Annotated in this window: 17 protein-coding genes and 2 pseudogenes; 12 read left to right on the top strand and 7 right to left on the bottom strand. The window is 55.2% G+C overall.

The window, feature by feature from the left end:
- A partial coding sequence (locus ACE4YL_RS14705; RefSeq protein WP_461369762.1) for a transposase occupies window positions 1-562 on the top strand: 562 nt, incomplete at its 5' end.
- 295 nt (window positions 563-857) lie between these two features.
- Here ACE4YL_RS14705 and ACE4YL_RS14700 read toward each other — a convergent pair.
- Window positions 858-2270 carry a glycosyltransferase family 4 protein gene (locus tag ACE4YL_RS14700; RefSeq protein WP_461369761.1) on the bottom strand — a complete coding sequence of 471 codons (1413 nt, stop codon included), beginning with the start codon at window positions 2268-2270 and terminating at the stop codon, window positions 858-860.
- Between the two features lie 319 nt (window positions 2271-2589).
- Window positions 2590-2784: pseudogene (locus tag ACE4YL_RS14695) on the bottom strand (IS256 family transposase); the annotation flags it as partial.
- A gap of 350 nt (window positions 2785-3134) precedes the next feature.
- Here ACE4YL_RS14695 and ACE4YL_RS14690 point away from each other — a divergent pair.
- Window positions 3135-4208, top strand: a complete 1074-nt coding sequence (locus tag ACE4YL_RS14690; protein ID WP_461369766.1) for an IS110 family RNA-guided transposase — start codon at window positions 3135-3137, stop codon at window positions 4206-4208.
- A gap of 262 nt (window positions 4209-4470) precedes the next feature.
- Here the strand turns inward: ACE4YL_RS14690 and ACE4YL_RS14685 are convergent, their stop codons facing one another.
- Window positions 4471-5889 carry a mannose-1-phosphate guanylyltransferase/mannose-6-phosphate isomerase gene (locus ACE4YL_RS14685; protein ID WP_461369760.1) on the bottom strand — a complete coding sequence of 473 codons (1419 nt, stop codon included), beginning with the start codon at window positions 5887-5889 and terminating at the stop codon, window positions 4471-4473.
- A 120-nt stretch (window positions 5890-6009) separates the two neighbouring features.
- Between ACE4YL_RS14685 and ACE4YL_RS14680 the strand changes: the two genes are divergently transcribed.
- A complete protein-coding gene (locus ACE4YL_RS14680) occupies window positions 6010-6858 on the top strand; it encodes a trypsin-like serine peptidase (RefSeq protein WP_461369759.1) in 849 nt (282 codons plus the stop codon).
- A gap of 565 nt (window positions 6859-7423) precedes the next feature.
- Here ACE4YL_RS14680 and ACE4YL_RS14675 read toward each other — a convergent pair.
- The gene (locus ACE4YL_RS14675; RefSeq protein WP_461369758.1) at window positions 7424-7732 is read right to left on the bottom strand and encodes a hypothetical protein; all 309 of its coding nucleotides are present in this window, start codon (window positions 7730-7732) and stop codon (window positions 7424-7426) included.
- A 133-nt stretch (window positions 7733-7865) separates the two neighbouring features.
- Between ACE4YL_RS14675 and ACE4YL_RS14670 the strand changes: the two genes are divergently transcribed.
- From ACE4YL_RS14670 to ACE4YL_RS14640, 7 genes are all read left to right on the top strand, one after another.
- Window positions 7866-8162, top strand: coding sequence for a helix-turn-helix domain-containing protein (locus ACE4YL_RS14670; RefSeq protein WP_461369765.1), 297 nt, complete (start codon window positions 7866-7868; stop codon window positions 8160-8162).
- Window positions 8163-8280: 118 nt separating this feature from the next.
- A complete protein-coding gene (locus ACE4YL_RS14665; RefSeq protein ID WP_461369757.1) occupies window positions 8281-9753 on the top strand; it encodes a hypothetical protein in 1473 nt (490 codons plus the stop codon).
- Window positions 9754-9850: 97 nt separating this feature from the next.
- The gene (locus ACE4YL_RS14660; RefSeq protein WP_461369756.1) at window positions 9851-11602 is read left to right on the top strand and encodes a type I secretion system permease/ATPase; all 1752 of its coding nucleotides are present in this window, start codon (window positions 9851-9853) and stop codon (window positions 11600-11602) included.
- A gap of 22 nt (window positions 11603-11624) precedes the next feature.
- Window positions 11625-12926 carry an HlyD family type I secretion periplasmic adaptor subunit gene (locus ACE4YL_RS14655; RefSeq protein WP_461369755.1) on the top strand — a complete coding sequence of 434 codons (1302 nt, stop codon included), beginning with the start codon at window positions 11625-11627 and terminating at the stop codon, window positions 12924-12926.
- Between the two features lie 229 nt (window positions 12927-13155).
- Entirely contained in the window at window positions 13156-14541 is a 1386-nt protein-coding gene (locus ACE4YL_RS14650) for a methyltransferase domain-containing protein (protein ID WP_461369764.1), read from the top strand.
- A gap of 21 nt (window positions 14542-14562) precedes the next feature.
- Window positions 14563-17937 (top strand): glycosyltransferase family 4 protein, encoded by a 3375-nt coding sequence (locus ACE4YL_RS14645; protein WP_461369754.1) that lies wholly within the window; start codon window positions 14563-14565, stop codon window positions 17935-17937.
- 337 nt (window positions 17938-18274) lie between these two features.
- Window positions 18275-19285, top strand: coding sequence for a class I SAM-dependent methyltransferase (locus ACE4YL_RS14640; protein ID WP_461369753.1), 1011 nt, complete (start codon window positions 18275-18277; stop codon window positions 19283-19285).
- A gap of 66 nt (window positions 19286-19351) precedes the next feature.
- On the opposite strand, the gene ACE4YL_RS14635 is transcribed toward ACE4YL_RS14640, so the two are convergent.
- The 3 genes from ACE4YL_RS14635 to ACE4YL_RS14625 form a co-directional block, all read right to left on the bottom strand.
- Window positions 19352-21301: a hypothetical protein gene (locus tag ACE4YL_RS14635; protein WP_461369752.1), complete on the bottom strand. Its 1950-nt coding sequence runs from the start codon at window positions 21299-21301 to the stop codon at window positions 19352-19354.
- Window positions 21302-21837: 536 nt separating this feature from the next.
- Window positions 21838-23292, bottom strand: a complete 1455-nt coding sequence (locus tag ACE4YL_RS14630; protein WP_461369751.1) for a hypothetical protein — start codon at window positions 23290-23292, stop codon at window positions 21838-21840.
- Window positions 23293-23897: 605 nt separating this feature from the next.
- A protein-coding gene (locus ACE4YL_RS14625; RefSeq protein WP_461369750.1) for an IS3 family transposase occupies window positions 23898-25249 on the bottom strand; the annotation gives its coding sequence in 2 pieces (ribosomal slippage) (window positions 23898-24913 and window positions 24913-25249; 1353 coding nt in all).
- 83 nt (window positions 25250-25332) lie between these two features.
- Here ACE4YL_RS14625 and ACE4YL_RS14620 point away from each other — a divergent pair.
- Both ACE4YL_RS14620 and ACE4YL_RS14615 read left to right on the top strand, forming a co-directional pair.
- A pseudogene (locus ACE4YL_RS14620) lies at window positions 25333-25872 on the top strand (helix-turn-helix domain-containing protein); the annotation flags it as partial.
- A 158-nt stretch (window positions 25873-26030) separates the two neighbouring features.
- Entirely contained in the window at window positions 26031-26279 is a 249-nt protein-coding gene (locus ACE4YL_RS14615; protein ID WP_461369763.1) for a transposase, read from the top strand.
- Window positions 26280-26706: the final 427 nt, after the last annotated feature.

Below are 26706 nucleotides of genomic sequence, written 5' to 3'. Positions count from 1 at the left end.
CACTAAAGACGCGCGGTGGGTGGGATGTGCGATCAGGGGGCTGATCGAAGGACATCTCGGACTGACCGGCATTTTCGAGCCGCTGCTGCTGGCGCGAGCGGCCCTGCATGAGCAACTCGCGGTACTTGATAAACAGGTGCGCGAGACCGCCAGGACCGATCCGATCTGCAAACGGTTGATGACCGCGCCCGGCGTCGGAGCAATTGTCGCTCTTACGTTCCGCTGCGCCGTCGACGATCCACGCCGGTTCACCTCATCCCGATCGATCGGAGCATTCTTTGGTCTGACGCCAAGGCGATATCAATCAGGCGAAACCGACCGTATGGGCGGGATCAGCCGGGCCGGTGATCCGGCAGCGCGAGCCGCGCTGTTCGAAGCGGCACATGTGATCATGACGCGCGTGGCTAAGTGGTCAGCACTAAAATCCTGGGCTGTTCGGGTGGCACAGCGGCGCGGCGCCAAGCGCGGCAAGGTGGCGTTGGCGCGCAAGCTCGCCGTGGTGCTGCACCGGATGTGGGTTTCAGAGACCGATTTCCGCTACGCCGCCACCAAGGAGGCATGATCGGCTGAACCACGAAGGCCACCCTCAGTACTGGTGTCGTCCGCGCAGGGACGGCGATGAGAAGTACGCCGCTGGGTACCTCGACGCGCACATCCGTGACGCCGCTTCAGAGATCGGCACTTCTCGTCCTCGGATCGCATGATGTGACCGCCGCGCGCGGATCACGAACAGAAGCATGATCCCTGCACAGGACAAGTAAGTAAGACGTTGACTTCGACGCCCAATGACAGAAGGTTCCTTAACAAACAGTAAGGTTGCAACTGAAAGAATGCCGGAATGCCGCAACACGCCGAGACTACGCCGATTTAGGGGGCACGTGAAGGAGAGCCTCTTGCGCGACTTCAAGAATAGTCGCCGCTGTTACAGACCAAGGCGTCGGGCGATAAACTTGCGCGATGCGAGCCTCCATCTCGCCGAGCAATGCTCGGTCGGTAATAATTCTGTGCACAAGCGCATAAGCTGCGGGACCGTCCTCGGGGTCGAAATAGGCACACAAATTACCCCCTGCCTCTGGAATTGACGTTCTGGTTGACGCGAGGCATGGCCGACCGAAACCGAGGCTCTCGCTCACTGGCAAACCCCACCCCTCGTAGAGGGACGGAAACAGGGTGAACGCCGAGCCTCGATAAAGCGCCTGTAGAACGGCATCGCACGTCTCTCGGACATGGATAAGGTGACCGTCGAGCCATCGTGTGTTCGCGATCTGCTGGATTAAATTTTCAGACATCCAACCAAGTCGGCCGGCAAAAACTAGGATCGGCACTTGGTCACGCGGCATCTGCTCCAGCAGGCGCCGCCAAATCCGGAATGCGAGCACATGGTTTTTTCGGGGCTCGATCGTTGAGACGAAAAGTGCGTAGCGGCTCTGTGCAACTACAGCGGAGGGCAGCGGGGCTGTCAACGCATCAGCCTTCGTCACCGCAAAGCCGGTGCCAATTGGGATCGGCAAAATAGACACGTTTGGCCTTATTCCGATCGAGCCACCAACACGGCGGACATCGACGGCCGTGGCATGCGAGATAGTCATTATTACATCGCAATGCGGCAAAGTGCTTCGGCACCAGGTTGTGAAAATCTCGATCAGGCTGGGATGACAAAATTCAGGACGAACGATTGGAATCAAGTCGTAGAGTAAAATGCCGAACTTCATTTTATAACGGAGCTTAAGAGAAGAGAGCATCGTGCCGTAGTCGCTCCGCGTCCATGGCGCGCCGAGCGCGAGAAGCACATCCCCCGGTTGCAAGGTGGCATGTGGGCATTGCGGAACAGTCGTTCGGTGACATTGCTGAACAGTTGTTCGGCGTCTAAGACCGCGCCAAAGCGCTGGTACGAAGCATGTTGCCGCCGATAGGGCCGTGACCTGGGCGCGCGTCGCTGTCCCGAGGTAAGAGCGCGCTTCTTGCGGCAAGCGGTCAAGGCAACGTCGTATTGTTTTAGGCACAGCGAAGGCGCGGGCTGCTGAATCTTTCGACTGCACCTCCAATGCGCTTCCAGACCCGGCGCACAGCGCCTCGAATACGGCCTCGATTTCAGCCCAGCTTACCTCTACGAGCTCATACGCCTTGGATGAATGACGGCAAAATCGGACTTCAACGCGCTGGGCGAGCGCTGCCCACACCTCAAAGCAAACTCGTTGGATCCCGCTTGGTCTTTTGTTGCCGTCGGCTGCGTAACGGAAAAAGTCTTCTACATCTAACCAATAGGTCATTCTGAACCTCACGGTGTCCGTTGCGTTAGTCGATAAATGATGCGTGCCTTGTCGAGCCCTGATGCCTGAAGGGTCGGTTCGAGCATGGTGGTTGCGTCAGCTTTTATGTTGATGCACGGCTTCCAGACGACGATGTAGCGCGAGACGTGATCGAGGACCGTCCACGCTCATCCGATCCGCGCATGATTCCCTCCGCCTTTTCTCACACGAATAGGAATCATATTCGCTCGACTATGTCAGCCGTCCACAGCGTCTTTGGTGCCGTCGCGATGTGGTTGGAATCCGGTGATGCGATCACCGGGCACTTGAAGGTGTCCTGTCAAGCAGCGAGGTCAACGGGCTGAGCGATAGGCGCGGTGGCGAGTGTCCGCCAGCCGTCGATCTTTCGCATGTTAATCTGTCCTGAAGCGAGCAACGCCCAGAATAGCATGGCGGCAGTTTCAACGGAGGGCAGCACGGCCTGCGTTTTGATCCGTCGTTTGAACTCTTCGTGCAACCGTTCGATCGCGTTCGTAACCGGTATGAAGATGGCGGCGCCTTTTGTCCCTGCTGCGATCAGATTGATTGCGGCGTATGGTGCGACCATCCGGGACAGAGGCGCCGGGAGCACGAAGGTGCGGGCAGGCCGACGCGGACGATGAGCTGTGAGCTCGTGTTTGTAGCTGGCCGCCTCTGCGACTCGCCCGGTTGCGCTGTGAGCGCGGATCCGTAGTTGTTGTGTCGCCCGCCGCTCCCGTCATGGGCAACCAAAGGGAGACGCGCATGCGACGCGTGATTGGCATTGATGTTCACCGGACCTTCGGCAAGTGGTGATTTGGGAAGATGGCGTCCTTCGGCATGTCGGCCGGGTCGATATGACCCGAACTGCGCTCGAAGGGTTGGGCAAGAAACTGCGGTCGACCGATGAGGTGGTGCTCGAGGCGACCGGCAACAGCATGGCGGTTTTCGCGCGTGCTGACCCCCTTTGTGGCGCGGGTGATCATCGCCAATCCTTTGCAGGTGAAAGCGATCGCGCAAGCGCACAGCAAGACCGACAAGATCGATGCGGGGACGCTCGCCAGTCTGCAGGCAGCCGGTTATTTGCCGCAGATTTGGACGCCCGACGCTGCCACCGAAAGCAAGCGCCGGCTGGCGGCGCGACGCTACCAGGTCGTGCGGCATCGCACACGAATCAAGAATGAGGTGCATTCGATTCTGCATGCGCATCTGATCCCGAAGTGCCCGCATGCGGATCTGTTCGGCGCACGCGGCAGGGTGTGGTTGGCTCGTCAGCCGTTGCCGGACGACGAGCGTGCAGCCGTGGACCGGCACGCGCGGGAACTGGATAGGCTGGCGGAGGACCTGACCGTTCTCGACCGCGAGATCGCGCAGGCCGCGATCGACGATCCCGCGGTCAGAAGGTTGATCACGATCACCGGCGTTAATCTCACGGTCGCAGCCGGGATCATCGCGGCGATCGGCGACATCAGCCGCTTCAAGAGTCCGCAGAAGCTGGTGAGCTATTTCGGGTTGAATCCGCGGGTATGGCAGTCGGGACTGGGCGCTGCCCATCACGGGCGCATCAGCAAGGTCGGTCGCAGTCACGCGCGCGCCATGCTGGTGGAAGCGGCGTGTGCGGCGGCCAAAGCGCCCGGACCTCTGCACGCCTTCTTCGTGCGCATTCGCGCCAGGCGCGGCCATCAGATCGCCGCTGTGGCCGTAGCCCGCAAGCTCACCGTGCTCTGCTGGCATTCATTGACCAGGGGCGAGGATTACCACTGGGCACGCCCGGCGCTGGTCGCCAACAAGACGCGCGCGATGGAGCTGCAGGCCGGACATCCCCAACAGAAGGGAAGCCGGCGGGGGCCGGCGTACGCCTATAATGTCAAGGCGCTGCGCGACCAGGAGATGCTGGTCGCAACCCAGGCCGAGCGAAGCTACGAGCGCTTAGTCGCGTAATGGAAACCACGACGCCCGAAGGAACCGGCGCGCGGGTGCCTCAAATCGGCAGGACACAAATGAGGCTGCCCGGCGACGCTTGCAGCCGACGCGCCGCTCTTCGCCACGAGGTCGCCCGCGCGCGACAACAATAATCGCCTGCGCCGGGCAGTTCCAGTGCTGCCAGAGAGCGCCAGTCGCGGCCATATTAACGACTGTAACGCGACGCCCCCTGGGCTTGCGCGAGCGGCTTGATTACGGTCGTGCTGCGACCTGAGCCCGGTCAGGATCGTTGGTATTTGTCTTCGAGACGCACGATGTCGTCCTCACCGAGATAGCTGCCCGTCTGCACCTCGATCACTTCTAGCGGAATACGCCCGGGATTGGCAAGCCGGTGTACGGTGCCGATCGGAATGAATATCGACTCATTCTCGTGCACGATGTGCCTAGCGTCCCCAATGGTCACTTCGGCGGTGCCGCGGACCACGACCCAGTGCTCAGCGCGATGGAAATGGCGCTGCAGCGACAGCTGCGCCCCGGGCGACACCACCAGACGCTTGACCTGAAAGCGGTCGCCAAGATCGACCCGGTCGGCATGGCCCCAAGGGCGCCAGCTGTGCCGGTGTTCCGTGGCTTCACTGTGTCCCTGCGCCTTGAGAGTCGCGACGACGCTCTTAACCTCTTCGGCCCGTGTCCGCGGCAGCACGAGAACCGCGTCCGGCGTCGTCACGATCAACAGATCGCGCACGCCAAGCGCAACGGTCAGATGCCTCTCGGCGCGGATCAGACAATCTTTGACGTCGAACGTTGCGACGGGTCCGAACAGCGCATTGCCGGCGTCGTCCGCCGCCGCGGCGGTGAACACCGCATCCCAGTTGCCGATATCCGACCAGCGGAACCGGCTTTCGACCACCGCAGCGCGCGTAGTCTTTTCCATTAGCGCATAGTCGATCGATTGCTGCGGCGCTTGCGCGAACGCCTCGAAGTCAAGCCGGACAAAGCCCAGATCCACCTTAGCGCGCGTGACCGCAGTCGCTGCCGCCTGCGCCATCGCCGGTGCCCAGCTGGCGAGTTCGACAAGTAGCGTGTCGGCCCGAAACAGGAAGTTGCCGGAATTCCATAGATAACCGGCAGCGACATATCGCGCCGCCGTTTCCGCATCCGGTTTCTCGACAAAGGTTTCGACCGCATAGCAGCTGTCGGGGCCAAGTGGCCGACCGACCTTGATATAGCCGTAGGATGTTTTCGGTGCGGTCGGAGGAATGCCGAAGGTAACGAGGTAACCCTTGGCTGTCGCCTCACGCCCAGCGCGGCAGGCGGTGCGGAACAGGGCGGCATCTTGGATCACATGATCGGCGGCGAGCACCAGCACCAACGCTTCCGGGTCTGCATGCCGCGCAAATGCGGCGCCGGCGGCGATCGCCGGGCCGGAATCGCGTCGTTGCGGTTCGAGCACGATGGTGGCGTCAATCCCGAGCTCCTCGGCCTGGGCGCGGGCGAAAAACCGGAATTTATGGGCCGTCAGCACGATCGGGGGCGCGAACAGGTCGGGGTCGGAGACCCGGGTGAGTGCCTGTTGGAAGGTCGAGCGCTCACCGACAAGCGGCAGGAACTGCTTCGGCATGGCGTCTCGCGACACCGGCCACAGCCTAGTGCCGGAGCCACCGGCGAGCAGTATGGGAACAATCTTTGGTTCTGCCATCACTGATCTTCAGTCCCGTCGTCTGGTCGCTATTTATTGCGCCAAAGTCATCGCTCTTGCCACGGGTCCGCCCCCATGCCATCCTTCTCGGTCTGCCGATGATACTCGGTAAAATGCGAAATGCTCGGTCCGCTTTTCGTCTCAAGCGCACTTATATTAGTCACGGCAATTTTGGCCTTTGTGTCTGAGCACCATGCCGCCTTTGCACAACCTGCGCCTCCCACCGACCGTCCGACCGGCATTCTTAGCGCCAAGGATCGCCGTGTCCGAGTTTCGTCAGATAAATGGCCGTGGTCCGCGATCGGCCGCATTAATGTTGTCGCAGGAACATATCGGGGGCATTGCACAGGTACCCTGATTGGGCCCCGCCATGTGCTCACCGCCGCCCACTGCCTCTTCAACACGCGCATCAACAACTGGGTGAAGCCGAGTTCAATACACTTCGTCGTCGGCCAAATACGCGACAAATTCCTTGGTCATTCGCTGGCCGAGAGTTTTCTCACATCGCCGCAGTTCAAGTACAAACTAGAAGATCGCCCTCGCTATGACTTCTTCGATCCCAAGATGATCAAACGTGATTGGGCTATCCTGACGTTACGTGACGCACTCGGGGTTAAGCCAATCCCAGTTCAGGCAGTAGATAGCGCCGGGCTGCTAGCGGCCGTGAACAGTGGCGAGTTGGCGCTCGCAGGTTATGCTGCCGACCGCCCATACGTGCTCTCGGTGCATAGGGGATGCACAGCGGCGATCAACCCCTTCGAGCCGCGTGTTATCACTCATAAGTGCGATAATGCCCCCGGTGAATCTGGTGGCCCTCTCTTGCTGCTACGTGATGGCGGCGCGGTGGTGGTTGGTCTCCACTCAGCTAACTTCCAACGATTTGAATCTCAGGTCGGCTACCGAGCGGTGGTAGGGGCCGCTGCATCGGCCACGGAGTTCGAGGCGGCAGCTAAATCAGTGCAACGATAAGAGAAGTTGATCGCCGACAAGTTGAGCTTTCTCCCTGTGGGCCGAGCCTGGGATAGTGGGAATCATCCTGGCTACATCAGCTGGCGGGAGTACGAGGACAATCAGAAGCTTGAGAGCGCGCATATGAAGAAGAATTGCGCGCAAATCGGCGCGCGGCGGTCGCGCGCTGCTTACCGGGCTGATGCGGTGCAATCGGTGCGGACGAATGACGCGGGTTGGGCAAAGGGCAAAGGCAACGCTTCATCGCTATGAATGCCGTGGCGATGTCGCCATGTAGGCGTGTGGCTGTATATCGGCGTCGGAGGCGTGCGGATTGATCGCGGGTCGCTCTGCAGAGGTCCGACTGCCGCCCTTCCATTCATTAGCGACTCAGCGCCCCTATCATCATAGGCGACCACGGAGACGCACGCCTCCCTTCCTCGGACTTCGGCGGGAAAAGTGCGGTGAGGTCAAAACGACGACTTATTGAACAACCTAGTCGCGCACCTCTGCGCGACCAAGCGGTAGAGTTGAGGAAGCGCCGCGAATATTTGGGGCATGCAGTAACGCCGCTATTGCCTTCCGTTTAGTCGCCAAGCAGAGTTCCCGTCGCAAACCGATAGGCGATTTCGCACATAATTAGAGCTTCAGCCGCAACAAATATCGCCGGAATCCAGCCGAACGAAACGGTTACCCAAACAACTCCAGGCGCGAGCAGTAGGACTAAAATCATTCTATCTACCAACGGTGCATTTCGCTCGGAGCCGGGCCACCAGCGATACTTTCGCCGAACCCAAATCGAGAACGGAAGGGGGGCTTGTGGCAGCGTCGCGGGGCCGTAATGGACATCGGTGTCATCGACGTAGCGCTGATCTTTCCACTGCGGCAGGGTCATAACAGAACTCTTGATCCCCAAGTTCGTCTAACTGCTTGAAGGTGCTAAATAACTTAGGTGCGAATTATGAAATATTGGTGATCGTCGTACAGTGAACTTGAAATTAGCGCGATATTCGCTAAATTTATTGCCAATGTATGGAAACCACCAGCGACTTGCAACTACCGCGGTCCAGGAATTGCGCCGCGACGGGGGTCGCTGGTTGAGGCGATGCCGGGAGAACGCCGGTCTATCGCAACGACAACTCGCGCAACTTGTCGGGGCGGAGTATTATACCTTTATTTCTCAGCTCGAAACCGGACGAGGTCGAATTCCACCGGACCGCTACCACGATTGGGCAAGGGCACTTAACATCCAGCCAAAAGAGTTCGTTCAGAATATTTTGCGTTTCTATGACCCTGTAACCTATGAGATATTGTTTGAGCATTAGACATCGCTTAGGTTGAAGATCAAGCGCAACTTGGCGGGGTCCCAAGGAAATTATGAGCACCAATGTCGTAGCACTAAGGCGGGATTTCCGAGACACCGCGACGTGGTCGGCGCGCGAATTGGGTGAATTTTATCGCGTTGAGGCCATACTCGTGCAATCTGGTCTAAGGATCGATACAGAGCAAGGCATTTCCGACGAAGGTGACCCTTGGTTCGCTTTCTGTAGAGCGGACGAGGGTGACGTCATTGTGCATATTGCCAGGATCAGGGGCATCTATGTACTAGCCGGCCCTTGGTACAACAAAGCAGCGTCTGGGTCTGATATTTCCTCACTTGTTCGAGATTTAGTAGCACATCATCCGCTGATAACTACGGCCAAAGGAACTCGCTTGCGTGGGTCCAATATCTATTTGCATCCGGCAGCCCTGTTGGTCGCTATTGTCGCAACCGCATTCTTTAAAAGCGCGGAGGCGCGCGCATTAACTGACAATCAAAAGCTTTGTGACACGCGCGGCGGTTCGACAGCAATTAGGCCCGAAGCCGTAACAGAAGGTCACAGTAAAACTATTGTATTAGATGCTGCGCAAAGCGCTATTATACTTTCTGCAGTCGCCCTGGCCATCCATCATGATAAATTGACAACTGCAGAGAACTTATTATCTGATTCTGATCATTTAGACTTCTTGGCTAAAACCTCAGAGGCTCTTGAAACAAATTCGGTCTCCACGGGACCAAATGTTGAGCTGCCAATCAACCCTGAGTTTTGGAAAAGCGGACTTGAAGTCAGTAGCGCGCTGAAAGATGTAGCTTACATTCCTGAAGATGCAGCTTACAATCCTGCAGTGCAGAAAGCGCTACCTTTGATTGCGATTCTCACAGATTGCTCAGTTTCTCTCAACACCCGCGCACACACAGGGTCTGATGACCCTGTCGGAACTTCAAATATCTCGCCAATGCTCATCATCACATTCGGCGCGCCTGGCGTCGAGAATAGCCTGCTGCCCGATGTTCAGGTTGCGAAGATCGGCTATTCCGATGCGAGCGGGGGGATCGAGACGCATGCGTTTTCGGGCCTAAGCCAGCTCTCAGCGACCCTCATAGGAGCCGTTCAGGGCTCCCTTCCTGACGACGTTCCAAAGGTACTGGCCGGCGTCCTTCATGACGCCGTGCATAGAGCAGTTGACGTCCGACCTCCCGAAAATATGTTGTTTGACTTATTGATGGGCCATCAACTCGAAGCCCCCCCCGTGGTTCTTGCGGATGCTGTTCTTTCGCGTCAGACTCTTGACACATCATCACTCCACTCCTTGTCATCCGAAATATCGTCACCGCTTCCGCCCGCCAGTGAAGCAACGGCCAACGAAACCACGCATACTACAGTGGATGTTATCAACGCCCTGCGGTACTTTCTGGATAATACGTCGCATTGGTTAGTAACCAATACTGATCAAGGTATTATCGTCTATGACGCTGATGCAATGAATTGCTCTTCTGATGAATTGACAAGCGTGACATTTGATTTCGCTGATGGAAGTACGCTGAGCTTGGTGGGATTGCCGGCTGCTTTGCACGACCCACAACATGTTGCGTGAGAATACCGCGCTGTGCTAACAGCATTCACGGTGTTGGCAGTTAGCAAACCGACGATCCTGCTAGTTCACAAACAAAGGTCCCACAGGTGGAAGCAATATGGCATTCCAACGCCCCCTAACGCCGCTTAACCACGCGATCTCTGCGGCCCGATCTGCGTTGCTGCCTGCAGGAATATTTAGCCTGTTTATCAATAGCCTGGCATTAGTCAGCCCACTTTACATGCTCCAGGTCTATGATCGGGTGCTCGGCAGCCGCAATTTAATGACGCTATTATTTCTAACAATAATTGCAGTATTTTTATATATTATTTATGGAAGCCTGGAAGGGTTACGGTCGCGCGTGCTGGTGAGGGGCGGCGCGCGGTTCGAAAATTCTCTTCGGGCTTCTTTATTTGACACCGCCTTTGAGGCCACGCTCAGGCGAAAGGGTGCTTCAGTAGAGGCGCAACCATTTCGCGATGCCGATACCGTGCGGGAATTTATCACTGGCTCGGCGGTCATCGCATTCTTCGATTTGCCCTGGGTGCCGCTCTTTATCGCGGCTTCGTTCCTGTTGCACCCAATTTTTGGCTGGCTGGCGATTGCATCGGCGATCATCACCCTCATTGTTACGGTGGTAAATGAATATATGACGAAAACCACGCTGCTGCGCGCCACTCAAGCATCAATTTCCGCGCATGCAGACGTTTCCGCGACGCTGCGTAATGCAGAGGTGATGCGTGCGATGGGGATGGCCCCGGGTCTTAAGGACCGTTGGGCGGAGCGTCGCGACGAGCAAATTTCCTGGCAGGCCACAGCGAGTGACCGCAGTGGCGCGATCACAGCTGGATTGAAGTCGTTTCGCCTGATTGTCCAGGTTTTCATCCTGGGTATTGGTGGGTATTTGTGTCTCGAAGGGGAATTGTCTGCAGGCGGCATCGTAGCTGCATCGATTATCATCGGACGCGCACTTGCCCCGATCGAATTAGCTGTTGCCCAATGGAAAGTTTTCCAGAATGCACGGGGGGCCTGGAGCCGCCTGCAAGAACTTTTCCGAGCCATCCCACAAGATTTCGCGCGTATGCCGCTTCCTTCTCCAAAGGGGAATATTACGGTGGAGCAGATTGTCGCCGCTGCGCCGGGCGAGAAAATGCCGATTTTGCGCGGAGTTTCCGTACAAATCGAAAGGGGCCAAACACTCGCCGTCATTGGACCAAGCGCCGCCGGCAAGTCGACTCTCATTCGAGTGCTATTGGGCGTGTGGCCCGCTCTGGCGGGTACAATTCGTTTCGATGGATTTGAAGTTCATCATTGGCACTCCGAGGATCTCGGCCAACATATTGGCTATCTTCCTCAGGACGTTGAGCTATTTGACGGCACAGTCGCACAAAATATTGCACGTTTTATGGAAGCGGATCATGCCGAAGTTATTCGTGCCGCCGAACTTGCCGGCGTACACGAAATGATACAACAGATGCCGAATGGTTATGACACGCAAATTGGTGCAGGTGGCCAAGCGCTTTCCGGCGGGCAACGCCAGCGTATTGGCCTCGCCCGAGCATTGTTTGGGAGGCCTAGAATCGTGGTTCTTGACGAACCGAACGCAAACCTTGATTCACCGGGCGAGACCGCGCTGGTTGGAGCGATCCGTTATTTAAAGCAACACGGCTCAACTGTTATTTTCGTTACCCACAAGACCAACATGCTGACACTAGCCGACAAAGTCCTGCTTCTGGAGCAGGGAGCCGTGCGCCTCTGTGGTGAGCGTGACGAGGTTTTGGCTCGAATTTTTGGCGGCCCCAAGGTCGTGCCGTCGCAACCGCAGCCACAAGCATTGGATGCACAGCCTGCGGCAACCGGGCGAACCTGAACTCTAGTTTGGTGAACTAATTATGAATAACCCCAAGCTGGCGAGCGATAATCCACGTTACTATGCCATGATTGGTTATGGGATTATTATTTTTTGTTTTGGCGTTTTAGGGATCTGGGCAGCAGTCGCACCGCTCGGAGGGGCTGTGGTATCGACCGGACTCGTAACAAATCAGGGAAATACAAAAGCTATTCAACATCTTGAAGGCGGCATTGTTAAGAACATACTTGTTCATGAAGGGGATCATGTCGAAGCCGGTCAGGTACTTTTGCGGCTGGATGGCACGGCGCCAAGAGCCAATGTTGAAATATTACGCAATCAGCTCGACGCTGGGGTGGCTCGAGATAGCCGGCTCACGGCCGAGCTTAACGGGAGCGCAGACATTGAATTTCCGGACGAGTTAACCGCTTCCCCTGACGCCGTTGCTTTGAAGGCAATGGAAGATCAGCGTGTTCAATTCAACGAAAGGCGAGCTTCCCTAGAGAATCAAATATCGATTTTAAAGTCTCGTGCGGATCAGCTGCGTCAGGAAATCGATGGGCTCAACCGACAACAAACAGCCAACGAAGAACAAGTCAAATTTATTTCCGATGAACTAAAAGATGTAAAGGCACTCTATGAAAAAAATCTTGTCTCAAAATCGCGATGGCTAGCATTAGAACGAGAGCGCGCGCGCCTCACCGGCGAGATCGGTCGGGCTATTGCCGAACGCGCGAAGGCTGAAAAGAGTATCGGTGAGACTGAGTTGCAAATACAGCAGATTAGGCAAAAATTCGTCGAAGACGCAACCCGTGAGTTAGTTGATACGCGAGAGAAACTTCGTGATCTGCGCAACAAATTTGTGGTGGCACAAGATACCTTGCGTCGCCTGGAGATCTTTGCGCCAGTTACAGGCCGGGTCCAAAACCTGAAAGTGTATACAATCGGCGCAGTCGCCCGTCAAGGAGATACGCTTCTTGAGATTGCGCCTGATCAAGACAAGCTGGTTATTCAAGCACAAATTTCAACGCTCGATATTGAAGCAATTCAGCCCGGTAATGTGGCGGAAGTGCGATTTCCAGCTTTCCACGATAGAACGCTTCCCATGATCGCGGGGACGGTGAAAAGCATTTCTCAAGATCGGTTAGTAAACGAGACAAACAAGCAACCTTATTACCTGGCAATAATCGATGTCCCAGACAAGAATATTCCCGAGCATTACCGTGGCAAGCTCACACCGGGCATGAACGCCGAAATATTGATGCCCACGGTAGAAAGGACGGCTTTAGAGTATTTAATAGAGCCATTACGCAATAGACTACGTACTGCATTTCGAGAAAGATAGATTGTGCAGAGAGGGTAATCCTCGCTCAAGAGCTCATCCCGAAGCAGTGGGGTGGTTCGGATATCTCGTCGTGCCTCGCTGCGGGCGTGCGCGGCTCCCGTGAGCGGCGTTCAGGTCTCGGCCTTGATTCAAGGTACTGCGCAAGCCAAATTGTCAATTGACAACGGTGTACGGGTATGTCTGGCTTTGATGCGCGGAAATGTTCCAACGGGGGCCCGTTGCGTTGGACGTGATTTATCCGAACAACTCTTCCATCGATCAGAACATTTTGGAAGCACGCATCGCGATCGAGTTAGAGACGCTGCGGCGCGCTGGGTCTGGAGATGGCCCACCACCTCTAGCCGCGCCGGCACCCGCAGCAAGCACGGCAATCGCTAATTGCTCTGCCTCGGCGGTGCGGCAGCCTCGGAGTCCCGAAATGGGGATCACGGAAAAGATCAAACGTGTTCCCATTGTTGGTGCTATCGCCGCGTGGGCAGCTTGGGTTCTGCGAATTCGCAGGATAGCTCGCGCAGCGTTCGATAGCGAGTACAACGTTAAAGAAATACGTGCGCATCTCATCGAAATTCATGAAAACATTGTCAAGTTTCAAGGCTTCATTGAGCTAAACCTGCAGCGGATGGACGCACGCATCGATGGAATGGACGCACGCATCGATGGAATGGACGCGCGCATCGATGGAATGGACGCGCGCATCGATGGAATGGACGCGCGCATCGATGGAATGGACACGCACATCGATGGAATGGACGCGCGCATCGATGGGCTTGGGGCCGCCGTGAAAGAACTTAGCGAAGTATTTGACGCGAAATTCCGCGAGGCACGGGAGCAGTTCCAAAGTATCCGACGGGAGATCATGTTTCAACAGCTTCGCCTATCGCGCTTATCAGAGCCCTTCGCAAAGGATAGCGGCGGTCCAATCGCCGAAGAAATGACCTATATCCATGATCGTCGCCTAGATTCGCTGTACGAAGCCTTCGAGGAACAATACCGCGGGACACGGGCGGACATTAAGCAACGTCTCGCTGTTTACCTTGATCGCATGAAGCTCGCAGGGGCAGGGCGGCCTGAGGCACCCATCGTTGACATTGGTTGTGGCCGCGGCGAATGGCTTGAGCTTATGAAGGAGAATGGTCTTTCTGCGTATGGTATTGATGTGAATTGTATGATGGTTGCACGCACGGTCTCCTTGGGACTCGATGCGCGAAATGCTGATCTGATTGAGCACCTCCGAAGCCTCGCCGATCAGAGTCGGAGTGCCGTAACAGCCTTTCACATTATAGAGCATCTTCCGTTCAGTGTTTTGATCAACTTCATTGATGAGGCACTTCGAGTTCTCCAGTCGGGTGGCATCCTGATCCTTGAAACGCCAAACCCAGAAAATATGCGGGTTGGAGCAACGACTTTTTATTTTGATCCGACCCACCGTAATCCAATCGCTCCCGATCCACTTCGATCTATTGTGGAACACCGCGGGTTTTGCGAAACCGAGATTCTACGTTTGCATCCCGCTCCGGCTGAAGAGCGCCTGAAAACCAAGGGGTGGGATTTCGATCACCTCAATCAGCTATTGTTTGGACCGCGTGATTTTGCCATATTGGCACGCCGCCATTAATATAATTCAGCAGCGCCTGTAATGAAGAGAATTGCTGTTCATCAATTCCATGCAGGTTCCGCATATGGTGACGGCATTACCAACGCGATGTTCTTTATACAGCGCGTCCTCCGGCAAATTGGCTATCGGTCAGAGATTTATTGCGTCGACGTTGATATTCGGCTTCGTGGGCGTGTGCGACACTTTACACAATTAAGACCTAAACCAGATGACGTGGTTTTTATCCATTATTCCATGGGCCACGATCAACACAAGTGGATTGATCAAATTCCTGCAAGCAAAGTTTTAGTATACCACAACATCACACCCTCATATCTGCTGCCCTCCGGCAGCATCGTGCAACGCTATGCAGAGCGAGGACGTGAGCAAATACGATCATGGGGGCGAACGAACGCCTTCAACGCAGCAATCGCCGATTCGCCGTTCAACGCCGCAGAGCTCGAAAGCGCCGGTTTTTCTTCAATTAGAACGATACCGCTATTGGTTGATATTAACAAGATCCGGAATCATTCTTGGAGTAGCTTGCTGACAAGAGAGCTTGGCAGTGCCATAACCTTGTTATTCATAGGTAGATGGTCTGAACACAAAGGCCAGCTCGAACTAGTGCGGATGATGAACGTTTTGCGCGAGCTATCCCGAGAGCCTGTGCGTTTGATTGTTGCTGGAGGCGTCGCCTCGCCCTCCTATTTCGAGCAAGTCAATGCTGAAATAAGAAACCTTAGGCTTGAAGACAATGTTTTAGTATTTGAAACGCTGGCAGACGAGGACGTATATGCGCTTTACCGAATTGCCGACCTTTATATTTCGCTTTCCCAACATGAAGGTTTCGGGATGCCGCTGGTAGAGGCGATGGCGTTTGATATACCCGTAGCCGCATTCGCTGCAGGCGCTATTCCAAGTACTTTGGGAACAGGCGGGCTACTATTAAAAACAAGGGATAGCGAATACGTCGCCGCATCCGCGCACTTGATATTACAAGAGCCCTGGCTGCGTACACAAGTTGTTCACGCCCAGCGCCGAGAGCTACAACGCTTCGAGCGGAAAGCTCTCATTACGAGCCTTCAGACTTTTCTATGCGAGCTCGGCCTCAAGCTTCCCGAAGTCCGCCCAAAGGACGTTGAACCAGATTCTTTAAACTATGTTTCTGGTTGGCGGATCGAGGGTCCATTTGATAGTTCGTACAGTCTTGCGATTGTAAATCGCGAACTTGCCAAAGCTCTAGCACACCAAGGTGTATCTATCGCCCTGGCCTCGCGTGATGGGCCGGGACCATTTGAACCGGACAAGGATTTTTTGATTGATCATCCTGAAATCGCTGCCATTTGGCGTGCAAGTCAAGATGATATTAGCCCTTGCGTCGGCCTACGAAACCTTTACCCTCCGATTGTGTCCGACCTGCGAGGTGAACTTCGCGGCTTAGCATGTTACGCTTGGGAGGAGAGCGGTTTTCCGGCTGAATATGTTAATGCATTTAACGCGAGACTAAACCTTATTGGGACTACAAGTCGCTTCGTAGCTAAAGTTCTTCGCGACAACGGTGTCCATGTTCCGATCCGCGTTGTTGGCGATGGCATCGATCAAATATTGCATCAGAATAATAAGTCTTTCGCGACCTCAATACCTTTTGCCCAAGAACTCGGACTTGGCGGCAGATTTTGCTTTCTCCACATTTCCTCATGTCTCCCGCGCAAGGGTGTTGACGTCCTGCTCTCAGCTTGGGGCGAAGCGTTTGCGCGCGATGACAATGTTATTCTAGTTATCAAGGCGGCTCCGAATCAGCATCATAACATCGAGAATGATGTTATAGCCCTCGATCAACACTACCCCGATCACGCGCCTGTTGTCGTCATCAACAGAACCTTGAGTGACCAGCAAACCTACGAGTTAATCCGGGCAGCTGACGTAATGGTGTGTCCCAGCCGTGGAGAAGGGTTCGGTTTGCCCTTAGCTGAAGCGTTGGTCATCGGCAAGCCTGTCATTGCAACTTCTTACGGCGGACAAATGGATTTTTGCAGCGACGAGAATGCGTGGCTGTGTGATTACGAGTTTGCCTACGCCAAGACTCATCTTTCCGTACCGAACTCGGTGTGGGTAGAGCCGCGCCTAGATTCGTTAGTTCTTTGTTTGCGAGCGGCGCGCGCGGCTACTCCGGAGGAACGGGCCCGCCGAGCAGAGCGCGGACGTAAGCTAGTTTCGTCAAACTTCACTTGGGACAATGTAGCCTCGCGCCTACGAAAGGCTGTTGAACAGCTAAGAGCGCTGGACGCCCAGGCCATAAGATTGCCGAAGATCGGTTGGGTATCTACGTGGAATAGCCGATGCGGGATTGCCGCGTATTCGCAGGCTTTATCGTGCGAAATCCCCCCTGACTGTCTAATGGTATTTGCTAATCGCGGCGCGACCGTTCTTGAGCCGGACCATCCATCTGTAGCACGGTGTTGGGAGCAAGGTTGGAGCGATCCGCTCGACGAGCTTTACGATGCCATCAAAGCCGCGAAAGTTGATGCGGTAGTCATTCAATTCAATTTCGGATTTTTCAACCTAACAGCGCTTGAGGGGTTAATTAACCAACTAACGGATCAAGATATCCCTGTCTATGTGCTGCTTCATTCTACGGCGGATGTTGAAAAGCCCGATATTTCTATCAGTTTATCTACAGCGCGACAAGCATTGTCGCGTGCTCGCAGATTATTGGTGCATTCTGTTCATGATCTTAATCGGCTTAAGAAAATGGGTCTCGAGCAGAACGTCGCCCTTTTTCCCTTTGGTGCACCTCCACCATATCGCGGCAATCGATTAAGCCCTCTGGCAACGCGCTACGTCATTGCCACTTTTGGTTATCTGCTGCCTCACAAAGGGCTTCGTCAATTGATTGAGGCGTTCGCCGCCATCCGTGCCGAGCATCCGAATAGTCATCTCCTGATGTTGAATGCGCTCTACCCGGTGCCGGAATCCGAAACAGAGTACAGCGCATGTAAAGCCGCGATTTCCGCGCACAATTTACAGCAGCATGTTACATTGACGACAGATTATCTCAGTGATAATGACATTATTGTGCAACTCGCACATGCTGACATTATTGTTTACCCTTACCAGAATACCCAAGAATCTGCTAGCGCCGCAATTCGTTTGGGGCTTTCATCTCTCACGCCGGTAGCGTGCACACCCCTGCCAATTTTTGCCGACGTTGGCCCAATTACTCACCGCCTCCCAGGTATCAGTCCGGCAGAACTCGCGGCCGGAATCTCCAGATTGCTTTCTGATAGAGATGAACTATTGCGATTTGCCGATGGCCAGCGAGCCTGGGCGGAGACGTCGTCGTGGCCTGTGGTATCCCGGCGATTATACGGGATGGTTCGGGGCGAATTTATTGACGGCCTGATGAAACACACATGATATTACAGCGTTCGTTGCTGCCCGCGGGCCCTCTAGCCGTTTGTGTGAGGAATTTCTGTTCTGTAGCGGGGTGTGGATCCACATTAGGGAGTAACAGCCTGTTGCCGATGAAGGACTGGCAGATCCGTGCTATCTTGATGTGGCGTCGGCGCAATTCATAGTGCGCTCGAGGTTATTTCGTCAATGCAAGCGCCGACCGTGGCCGCCGGCCCGCGTCTGCGACCTCTGAATGACATCCCTCTAAATAGGCTATGTCGAAGCATTTCTACGGACCTCCGATCATCTCTGCTATCCGACCCTAGACTAGGAACATATCATGACGTCGTCGTCGAAGTATGTGGCTTTTATCAACGATTACTTTCTCCGCCGCTTTGACGCTAGGATCGTACGTGATTCATGGCTGGAGTCGGTACTCAGCCATCAGGAGGCTTCCGTCGAAGCATCGATACAAGATGAAGAGCAAGACCATATCTCCAAAGTCAGACGGCTTTCGACTATTAACGATATTGATAACGCATTAAATGAGGTCGATATTGCTTTTCGCGTCTCTGATGATGCGATGCGTGAGGTGTTCAAAACGTTTGAATTTCGCCCTGCTCTCGATGACTTGCCTCAAGACCCTTTTTCTAAAGAATATATTGACTATCAATTTAGCCTTTATGAGAAAATATCTGGTAAAAAGTATAATGTAAACAACGAGGCTAGCGAATGGATTGATTTTAATACACACTCAACATGTCCATTTCCATATTATACCCAGAGCTTCAATACCGTCTCGGACCAATTGATGATGGTAGCGCTGATAATACGAACGCTCCGACTAAAGTCCGGTGCGAAAATATTAGAATTCGGTCCAGGATGGGGTAATACAACACTAGCGTTGGCACAAATGGGTTATCAAGTCACTGCAATCGACATTGAGCAGCGGTTTCTTAAGATCGTTGAAGCTCGATGTTCAGGTTTGTTGACACCACCACGAATGATCTGCGGGGATTTTGGTGAAATCGAGAATCTAGAGGACAGCTTCGATGCCATCCTTTTTTATGAGAGCTTCCACCACTGTAGCAATCATCAATCCTTAATCCGACATTCTAGGACTCATCTCGCTCCTGGCGGCCAAGTGATGTTCGCTTCAGAACCAATTACCGACGCATTCCCCATGCCTTGGGGCTTACGACTTGATGGCCAAAGTCTTTGGGCTATTCGCAAGTTTGGCTGGTTAGAGCTCGGGTTCACGGAGATGTATTTCCGAGAACTCTTATTGAGGAATGGCCTTTCCCTCGAAAAACACAATTTCCCGATAACAGAACTGGGTACAATTTTTATTGCTCGGCCTTTGTCTCCCTAGCAGGGTTTTTCATAGCTTTTCGCGCTGCGGCGCGTGATCCTGACCACGTCATTTTTCGCCAGCGATTTATCGCGTGCCATTATCGACCACAACAAGCTTTGTTGCAAAGCATTTCATCTCAGTTGGAGTTGCTGAAGGCCCCGACATTGTGATTCGCATACCGCCTATACGACGTCCCTTGCCATCGAAATCAGCATAGTAGATTCGGCCCGCAGCACCCTGACTCATCTGTAGCCGAGCAAGGACTTGAGGCTCGTTGTCCCCACTGATCGGTTCAACTATAAAAGATACAGGTCCGTTGTTCAACGCCAAGACAATTGATGCTTTTTCAACTGGCACGAATTTGATAGCCAGGGACGATCCTGGCGCGCATATGTTCGTGAATTTTAATTCTCCTTCCACATCGTACGTTCTCTCTTCCGCCGCAACATTTCTATACAGAGAAAAAACTCTTCCTGCCCCTGCATCCCATCTAGGCTCGATTAGTCGGAGCACCTGATCGTGCTGGAGCATCCATCGGCTTCCTGGCTGTGGACCTCCAACAGCATTCGAACCCCAGCCTCCAGCAGAATTCGAATCCCAGAATGCGACGATAACATTTCCAGCTGCCTTTATGTAATCTGTTAACCATGGCGTTCGGTTCAACTCTCCTTCAAATGGTATTGGCAATAAAGTACGCCCTGCCGGTTGGAGAGCCGCAAATACATACGTGTTCCAATAAGAGCCGAGTATTGGGACCGATGGCATCCTTTTGGACAATCTTTCGGCTGTAGAGCGCAGGTCTACAAACTCCGGAGCAAAGCTTGCCGGTGGCAAAGTCGCCACCGTTGAGCCAATGCTGACTCCAGTACCAGTAATATAGATCAATTGGCGTGCCCGATCTGAGCGCGCAAGCCAGAGACAGATAAATGTCAAAGTAAAGAAAGCTCCAAATCCGATGAAAAGCCAGGTCATAACAAAATACCAGTCTGCAAATTGGTTTTTACGTACCCAACTTGCAGATACAAACAAAGGCAACGGTGCTGTTGCAATAAACCATGTTCCGAAGATAAGCGACCATCCTTGGACGACCCATGGTTCATATTTTTTATTGCAAATCAGCAGGCGGACAAGACAATAAGCTGAGTATATACCGCCCGATAAAAAAATAATGGTAAGTAATGGCCAAAGCAGCGGTGTGTTGAATGAGTATTTGAAAAACAGTACCTTGGACATGACGACCTGTATATTGTTCCAGGCGTTAGGCAGGTCTGCTTCAATGGGGGTATTAAATTGATAATACCTATGGTAGGCATATCGAATTGCCGCCTCTGTTAGTATGGCGACGCCCACCGGCAACGCAAGCTCGCCCGCTCGACGAATCGCATGTCGGACGCGTGCCCTGGGACTGGTGTTGGTTGAAGCAATAGCCTCGATTACGGCGAGGCCCGAAATTAGTGGGCCGCAAAGGGGGGAGGACCATACAGCTAACAACGACAATACAAACACAATCATCAGAGATGCGAGACGGATCGACGGGCTCAGTGGTGGGTCGGTCGCCTTCAAATAGTGTCGTATCCCCCACCACGCCAAAAGTAAGGCCGAAACCTGCCATGGAGCCCATTGCGCAAGATTCAATAAGTGCGCCGCCAAAAAGGGGAAAAGGCAAATGACGCTGATATATAGACTCATTGGCAGCAATCTATATCGATCGAACAGCATCCCAATCGCAACTGCCCCCGCAACAACCCAAACGCTTTGCCATAGTTGCAGCTCTGTTTGAGTTACCTCGTTGGCGGCTGGAAAAAACCGTGCAAAAAGAAATGGCCATGCTCCGAAGCGGTCTTGTCCCCAATAATAGAATTGAAACAGGTTCCATTGATTAGAGCGCGTCATGAGCAAGGGGATAGCGTCATCTGAGGTAAAGCGTTGAATGCCATTGACCATGCCGGAGCCAAACGTACGCGCGGCCCGTTCCGCAAGACAGCCAAGTGCCGCAATTGTGACCAGGGCGACAATCAATCGGGAAGCTTTCATGAGCTGACCGGCCTCACTCAGTGGTCTGGACAGACTGCTATTCTAGGGCAAGATTCGGCGCTCGCATTGCCGGCCGAGCAACTGTAATTTTGTGCAGAAGCAAGGCAGCGAAGAGCGACACGGATGCTTCTAGTACTGAGGGCCTATATCGAAGAGCTTCATGGATTTTAGCTATGTGCGAAAGTTGATGAAGCCGTTATAGCATAGGCGGCGTACTTCGGGGTATTGACCTTTATACCGAATAAGTCGTACGTCGCACCCGAGACTAGCGCTTTCTACCTTGCTCATCCAGACAGGCTTTTTCAAATTGCCTGGCCAGTACTTTGTCGAGCGTGCGCGGTGCTTACGCGGACGGTCGAGGCCGAGGTGGCGGAGTTCCACGCCCGCCACGCCGGGTACAGACAGACAATACTCGGCGGTCGATCGTGCGCATGGACGTTTGCCCGAGTGTTCGACTATAACAACTTCGGGCCCGCGATCGTGTGCCTCCGATCGGATTCGATTTGGCAGAGGTTTGGCTAGGCGTGCGGAGAACATCACGGAAGCCGCTTAGTGGGCTGCTGAAAAAGCCGTTTACGGGTGCCAAACGTTAGATCCGATCGACTACTAGATCGCGGTTTTGACTTAACGGACTGCCGCGGCACTGAACGAGATCGTCGCCGAATTGCCGGCTGAGAAGGCGTAGCCGCCGAAGTCAAGGCCGGGCGCGGGACCGGTGTCGGAATTATCGAAGGCGGATGAGAAGACGGGGCCGCCGATGTTAAAGCCGGACGTGGAGCCGGTGTCGCGGGTATTGAAAGCAATTTTGGGGCAGAAGGGATTTGTTCCTCGGCGCGACTTTGCATGTTCGGTTGCACCACGCTTGCGTCAATCTCACGGCGTGCTGTGGCCAATTCGCGGGCTAACGCCTCGGCCCGGGCGCGTTCCTGCTGCAATAACTGTCGCAGTTCGGCTGTAGCGCTCTCCGCCGACTGTTTGGCCCGTGCAGCCTCAGCAACCGTATTGCTTGACTCCGCGGCGCTCGCCTCCAATTCGCGGCGTGCCGCGGCTAGGTCGCGGGCTAACGCCTCGGCCCTGGCGCGCTCCTGCTGCAGAGAGTGTTGCAGGGCCGAGATCATGTTTCCCAAATCATTCGCCTGCCGGTTCTCGTTAAATGTTTCCCGTGGCGCCGCCTTTTCTTCCACATTCTCCATAACCCGCAAATGCTCATTCGTGCCGTCAAGACTGGATTCGAGCGAACGGTGAACCGTTTCTTGGCCACGCGGCGAAGCTTGGGGGATTTGCGACTGCCGAGTTGATGATAAACCATAAAGTTTAGAGATGCGCTCGATCACGTTGCTACTGACTGCGCCAAACTGTTTCGCATAGTGCATCGAATAGGTTGCAAGTTCGAAGCGAAACATCACGCCGATAAGCACTGCCCCGACAAGAATAGCGGTTATTACCGAAACAGTAAGCCGCCGCTGCGTGCCAACAACATTTTTTCTAACCACCCCAATCTGATGCGCAGAACGCTCTAGATTGGCCGCAGGCTTGCCGCGAAAAAGCGAGGCGTCGCGCGCTGCCCCGAAGAGGGTTGAAAATAGTGACGAAACACCAAGTCGCCAGCGCGCATCAGACCCGCGTCCTGCTTCGTGCCGAGCAGCCTGCGCACCAACGTTTGCTAAAGAGGTCGCGACCGCAACGAATCCTGGTGAGGCAGCTTCGTCCTTGGGTGCCCGAGATCCATCCCGTGTGACCCTGCGCGGAAAGAATGAGAAATGGCCAAAGCCGCGCCTCACAGTGGCCGGTTGATAATTCTCCTGCGATAACGGATGCCAGGGCGAAAGCGGGTGCCAATATTTCGGCATGATCCTGCTGGGCTCGCCTTCTTCTCCGACCCAACAGCCCGCTTCAGCTGACCAACGCGCAACTTTAAAAGCTGCATTGGCATCGTCCTCGAGAATGACTAGTCTCCCGTCCGTCGGGACGGTATCGATCGGCTCGCGCATGCGTCGGAGCTCCGCGGTACTCAGGAACGTTGAGTACTTTACTTTTTTTTAAGAGCTTTGCTAGGGTCTCCTCCAGCTCTCGCCGAGGAAAATATTACCTCTTTAAAGATCCTGTGAAATGGACGCTGACCTTGGATATAGGAATGCCCAATCGACATTGGAGCAAGAGGGCGGGCATTTGAGCAAGTACGCCCAGCCAACGCGGCCGATACATGTCGCGAATGCTGGATTTGGGAACGGCGCAGTCTTCGACCTCATCGTTTAGGCTGGGATTCATCGGCTCTTGGTGGAGCCTGCAGGCTAGCATTGCAGCCTTAGACTTGTCACACTCAAGGTGCCAACAAATTGACCGAGCCGCTCCACATCGGCCTCGGCATACAGTGGAATGGGCTCAGCGGAAGTCCCTCTTCGATGAACTCGCCGCCGCAAATTAGAACGCTCGGCGGAAGGCCCCGTCGTAACGGGCCGTCATTGGACTGGTACCGTTAGCTCGGCGCGCCGAAAACAGCAGACGCTGCGTCAGCTCGGCGATGTCCGTCGTCAGAGTTTTCGAGACAGTGAGGGCGTCCGATTAAGGGAGGCTCTGGCTCATCTGGTTGATGATTTTAGGCGGCTTGTTTCTGGTGCTGCAAGCGACGAATGGCGATGGTCTTTCGCTTGATCCTTTCTCTCTGCAACAGGATTGTTCGGCCGCGCCCGAAGTAGACGTCGGCCGGGGTTAAGTTGCCGAGGCTTTCATGATAGCGGCGGTGATTGTAGTCGGCGACGAAGGCTTCGATCTGCGCTTCCAGATCGCCGGGCAGGTAATAGTTTTCCAGCAGGATGCGGTTCTTGAGCGTCTGGTGCCAGCGCTCGATCTTGCCTTGGGTCATCGGATGATAGGGAGCGCCGCGAACATGGGCCATGTCGTGGCGCTTCATCCATTTTGCCAGGTCGTCCGCGATGTAGGACGAGCCATTGTCCGACAGCAGCCTCGGGCGATGCACGACACGGGCCTTGTCGAGCCCTGATGCCTGAAGTGCCAATTCGAGCGTGGCGGTGACGTCAGCGGCCTTCATGGTGGTGCACAGTTTCCAGGCGACGATATAACGCGAGAAGTCGTCGAGGACCGTCGACAGATAAAACCACCCCCAGCCGATGACCTTGAGATAAGTGAAGTCGGTCTGCCAGAGCTGGTTGGGTGCTATCGTCTTGTCCGTGAACTCGTCTGCGGCCTTCATCACGATGAAGGCTGGGCTGGCGGTCAGATCGCGGGCCTTGAGCAGCCGATAGACCGATGCCTCTGAGACAAAATAGCCTTCGCTGTCGGTAAAGCGCACGGCCAATTCCCGAGGCGACAGTTCGGGTTCGTCCAATGCCAACTGAACGATCCGCTCACGAATATCGTCTGGAATCCGGTTCCAGACGCGATCGGGCCTGGGAGCTCGATCGTCAAGTGCCTCCGGCCCACCGCTCTGGTACAGATCGTACCAGCGGTAAAAGGTGGCGCGCGGAATGCCGATCTTGTCCAACGTCCGCCGCACCGGCAAAGTCGACTGCTCAACCAGCCGGATGATTTCAAGCTTCTCAGCGGCGGAATACCTCATTCGGTGTCCTCCCCATCCGCCGTCACGCTTTTTTTCAACAGGCGATTTTCCAGGGTCGGTTCGGCGACGACCTCCTTCAGCGCGCCAGCCTCGCGCCTTAGCTCCTTCACTTCGTCCGACGTCGCTGCCCGGGCCGTGTCGCCCGCCAGTCGTTTCTTCCCTGCCTCGAGAAACTCCTTCGACCAGCGGTAATACAGGTTCTGGACAATCCCCTCGCGCCGGCACAGCTCGGCGATGCTATCCTCGCCGCGCAGTCCTTCCAGCACGATCCTAATCTTATCTTCTGCCGAAAAATGCCGCCGGGTCGCTCGGCGAATGTCCTTGATAACCTGATCCGCAGGTTCCTTTGTCAATACGGATTTCTGTCTCATCTTCGCTCCTCGAAAGGCTACGATGAGCCAGAAATCCTCCCTTCCTCAACCCACCAAATCTGTCTCATGAGTGCTGAACAGTCATGATTCTTGATCTTCATCGACAGGGACTGACGGTCTCAGCGATCGCCCGCGAGCTCGGGGGCGACCGCAAGACCGTTCGCAGATGCATCGCCCGTGGCCTGGAGCCGCCGGTGTACGGCCCACGAAAGCCGCGCCAGCGCCGGTTCGATCCATTCGTTGGGTATTTGCGCGAGCGGGAGGCTGCCTATCCGGGCCTGACCGGCCGCCGATTGCTGCGGGAGCTTCGCGAACGCGGCTATGAGGGCGGCTACACCGCCGTCACCGATGCGCTGCGCGACATTCGTCCGGCCCGGCTGCCTGCCTTTGAGGTCCGTTTCGAAACGCCGCCGGGCGACCAAGCGCAGGTCGACTTCGCCCAGTTCCAGGTCGTCTTCACCGATGAACCGGCGGTCACCCGCATCGTCTGGCTATTCTCGCTCGGCTTCAGCCACCTGATCTGGGCGCTGTTTGTCCTGCGCCAGGACATGCAGGCGGTCCTGCGCTGCCATATGGCAGCGTTCGAGGCGATCGGCGGCATCCCCAATGAAGCTTGCTTTAACGGAGGGCCTGTAGGCGGGGCGGAGTGCCCATCACACGCAGCGCCGTCCACAGGCCCGGTCCGCATGGCCACGGCTGGCGACGGCGGTGTTGCGGTGGCCGCGATCACCGTCTCGGCCACGTTGCGCCTGAGTGCCCGAAGCAAGCGCTGTACGATCGAATGCTGCTTACTGGACTTATGGCGCATTCTCCTCACATTGTCGTTGCGAGCACGCGGCGTTCATGGTCGCGCGAGGAGAAGCGTGCAATCATCGCCGAGGTGCGCGAGACAAGAACAACCGTATCGGCGGTGGCGCGGCGTCACGGTCTTCACCCGAGCCTTTTGTTTCGCTGGCGGCGAGTTGGACGCTGCGGCCGTCTCCTCAAAACCCTGGCGCGCGTCACGCTCTTAATCCCGGACGCCGGCTAGCCGCCAGACCCTGCATAGGCTGGCAAAGCGCCACGATCTGTCGCGCACCTTATCCGCATCTGGTGGCCAAGTACGAAGCCGGCGCCTTCAATGATGTCCGCGCGGCCGATCTGGTCCATCATGGCGTGAAGCTTGCAATAGTGAGAGGCTTCGCCTTCATGCGCCTTGGCCGTAGCCCCGATGCGAGAAGCCGAGCTTGTGGGTGCCCGGTGGATCGTGCCGATTGACACCGACAGGCCCGAACCCCCCATGCAGGCGCGCTTTGGAAAGCCAGAGAGTCACTTGATCGACGGTTGGTATCAGGCTTGTTAGAGTGGGACAAACAGTGCAGATTTCTATCGAAACCAGGTCCTTTGAGGAATGTCGAGTAACGACTTGAAAACGACGCCACCACGAATTCAGAAAGAGCCAGCGAGTATGCAAGAGG

Origin of the sequence: Candidatus Darwinibacter acetoxidans (assembly GCF_041936445.1) — a bacterium.
In the GTDB taxonomy this organism is placed as follows: domain Bacteria; phylum Bacillota; class Limnochordia; order Darwinibacteriales; family Darwinibacteriaceae; genus DTU010.
The sequence above is the reverse complement of the archived record's forward strand: the minus strand, read 5'-3'. Positions and strand labels throughout refer to the sequence as shown.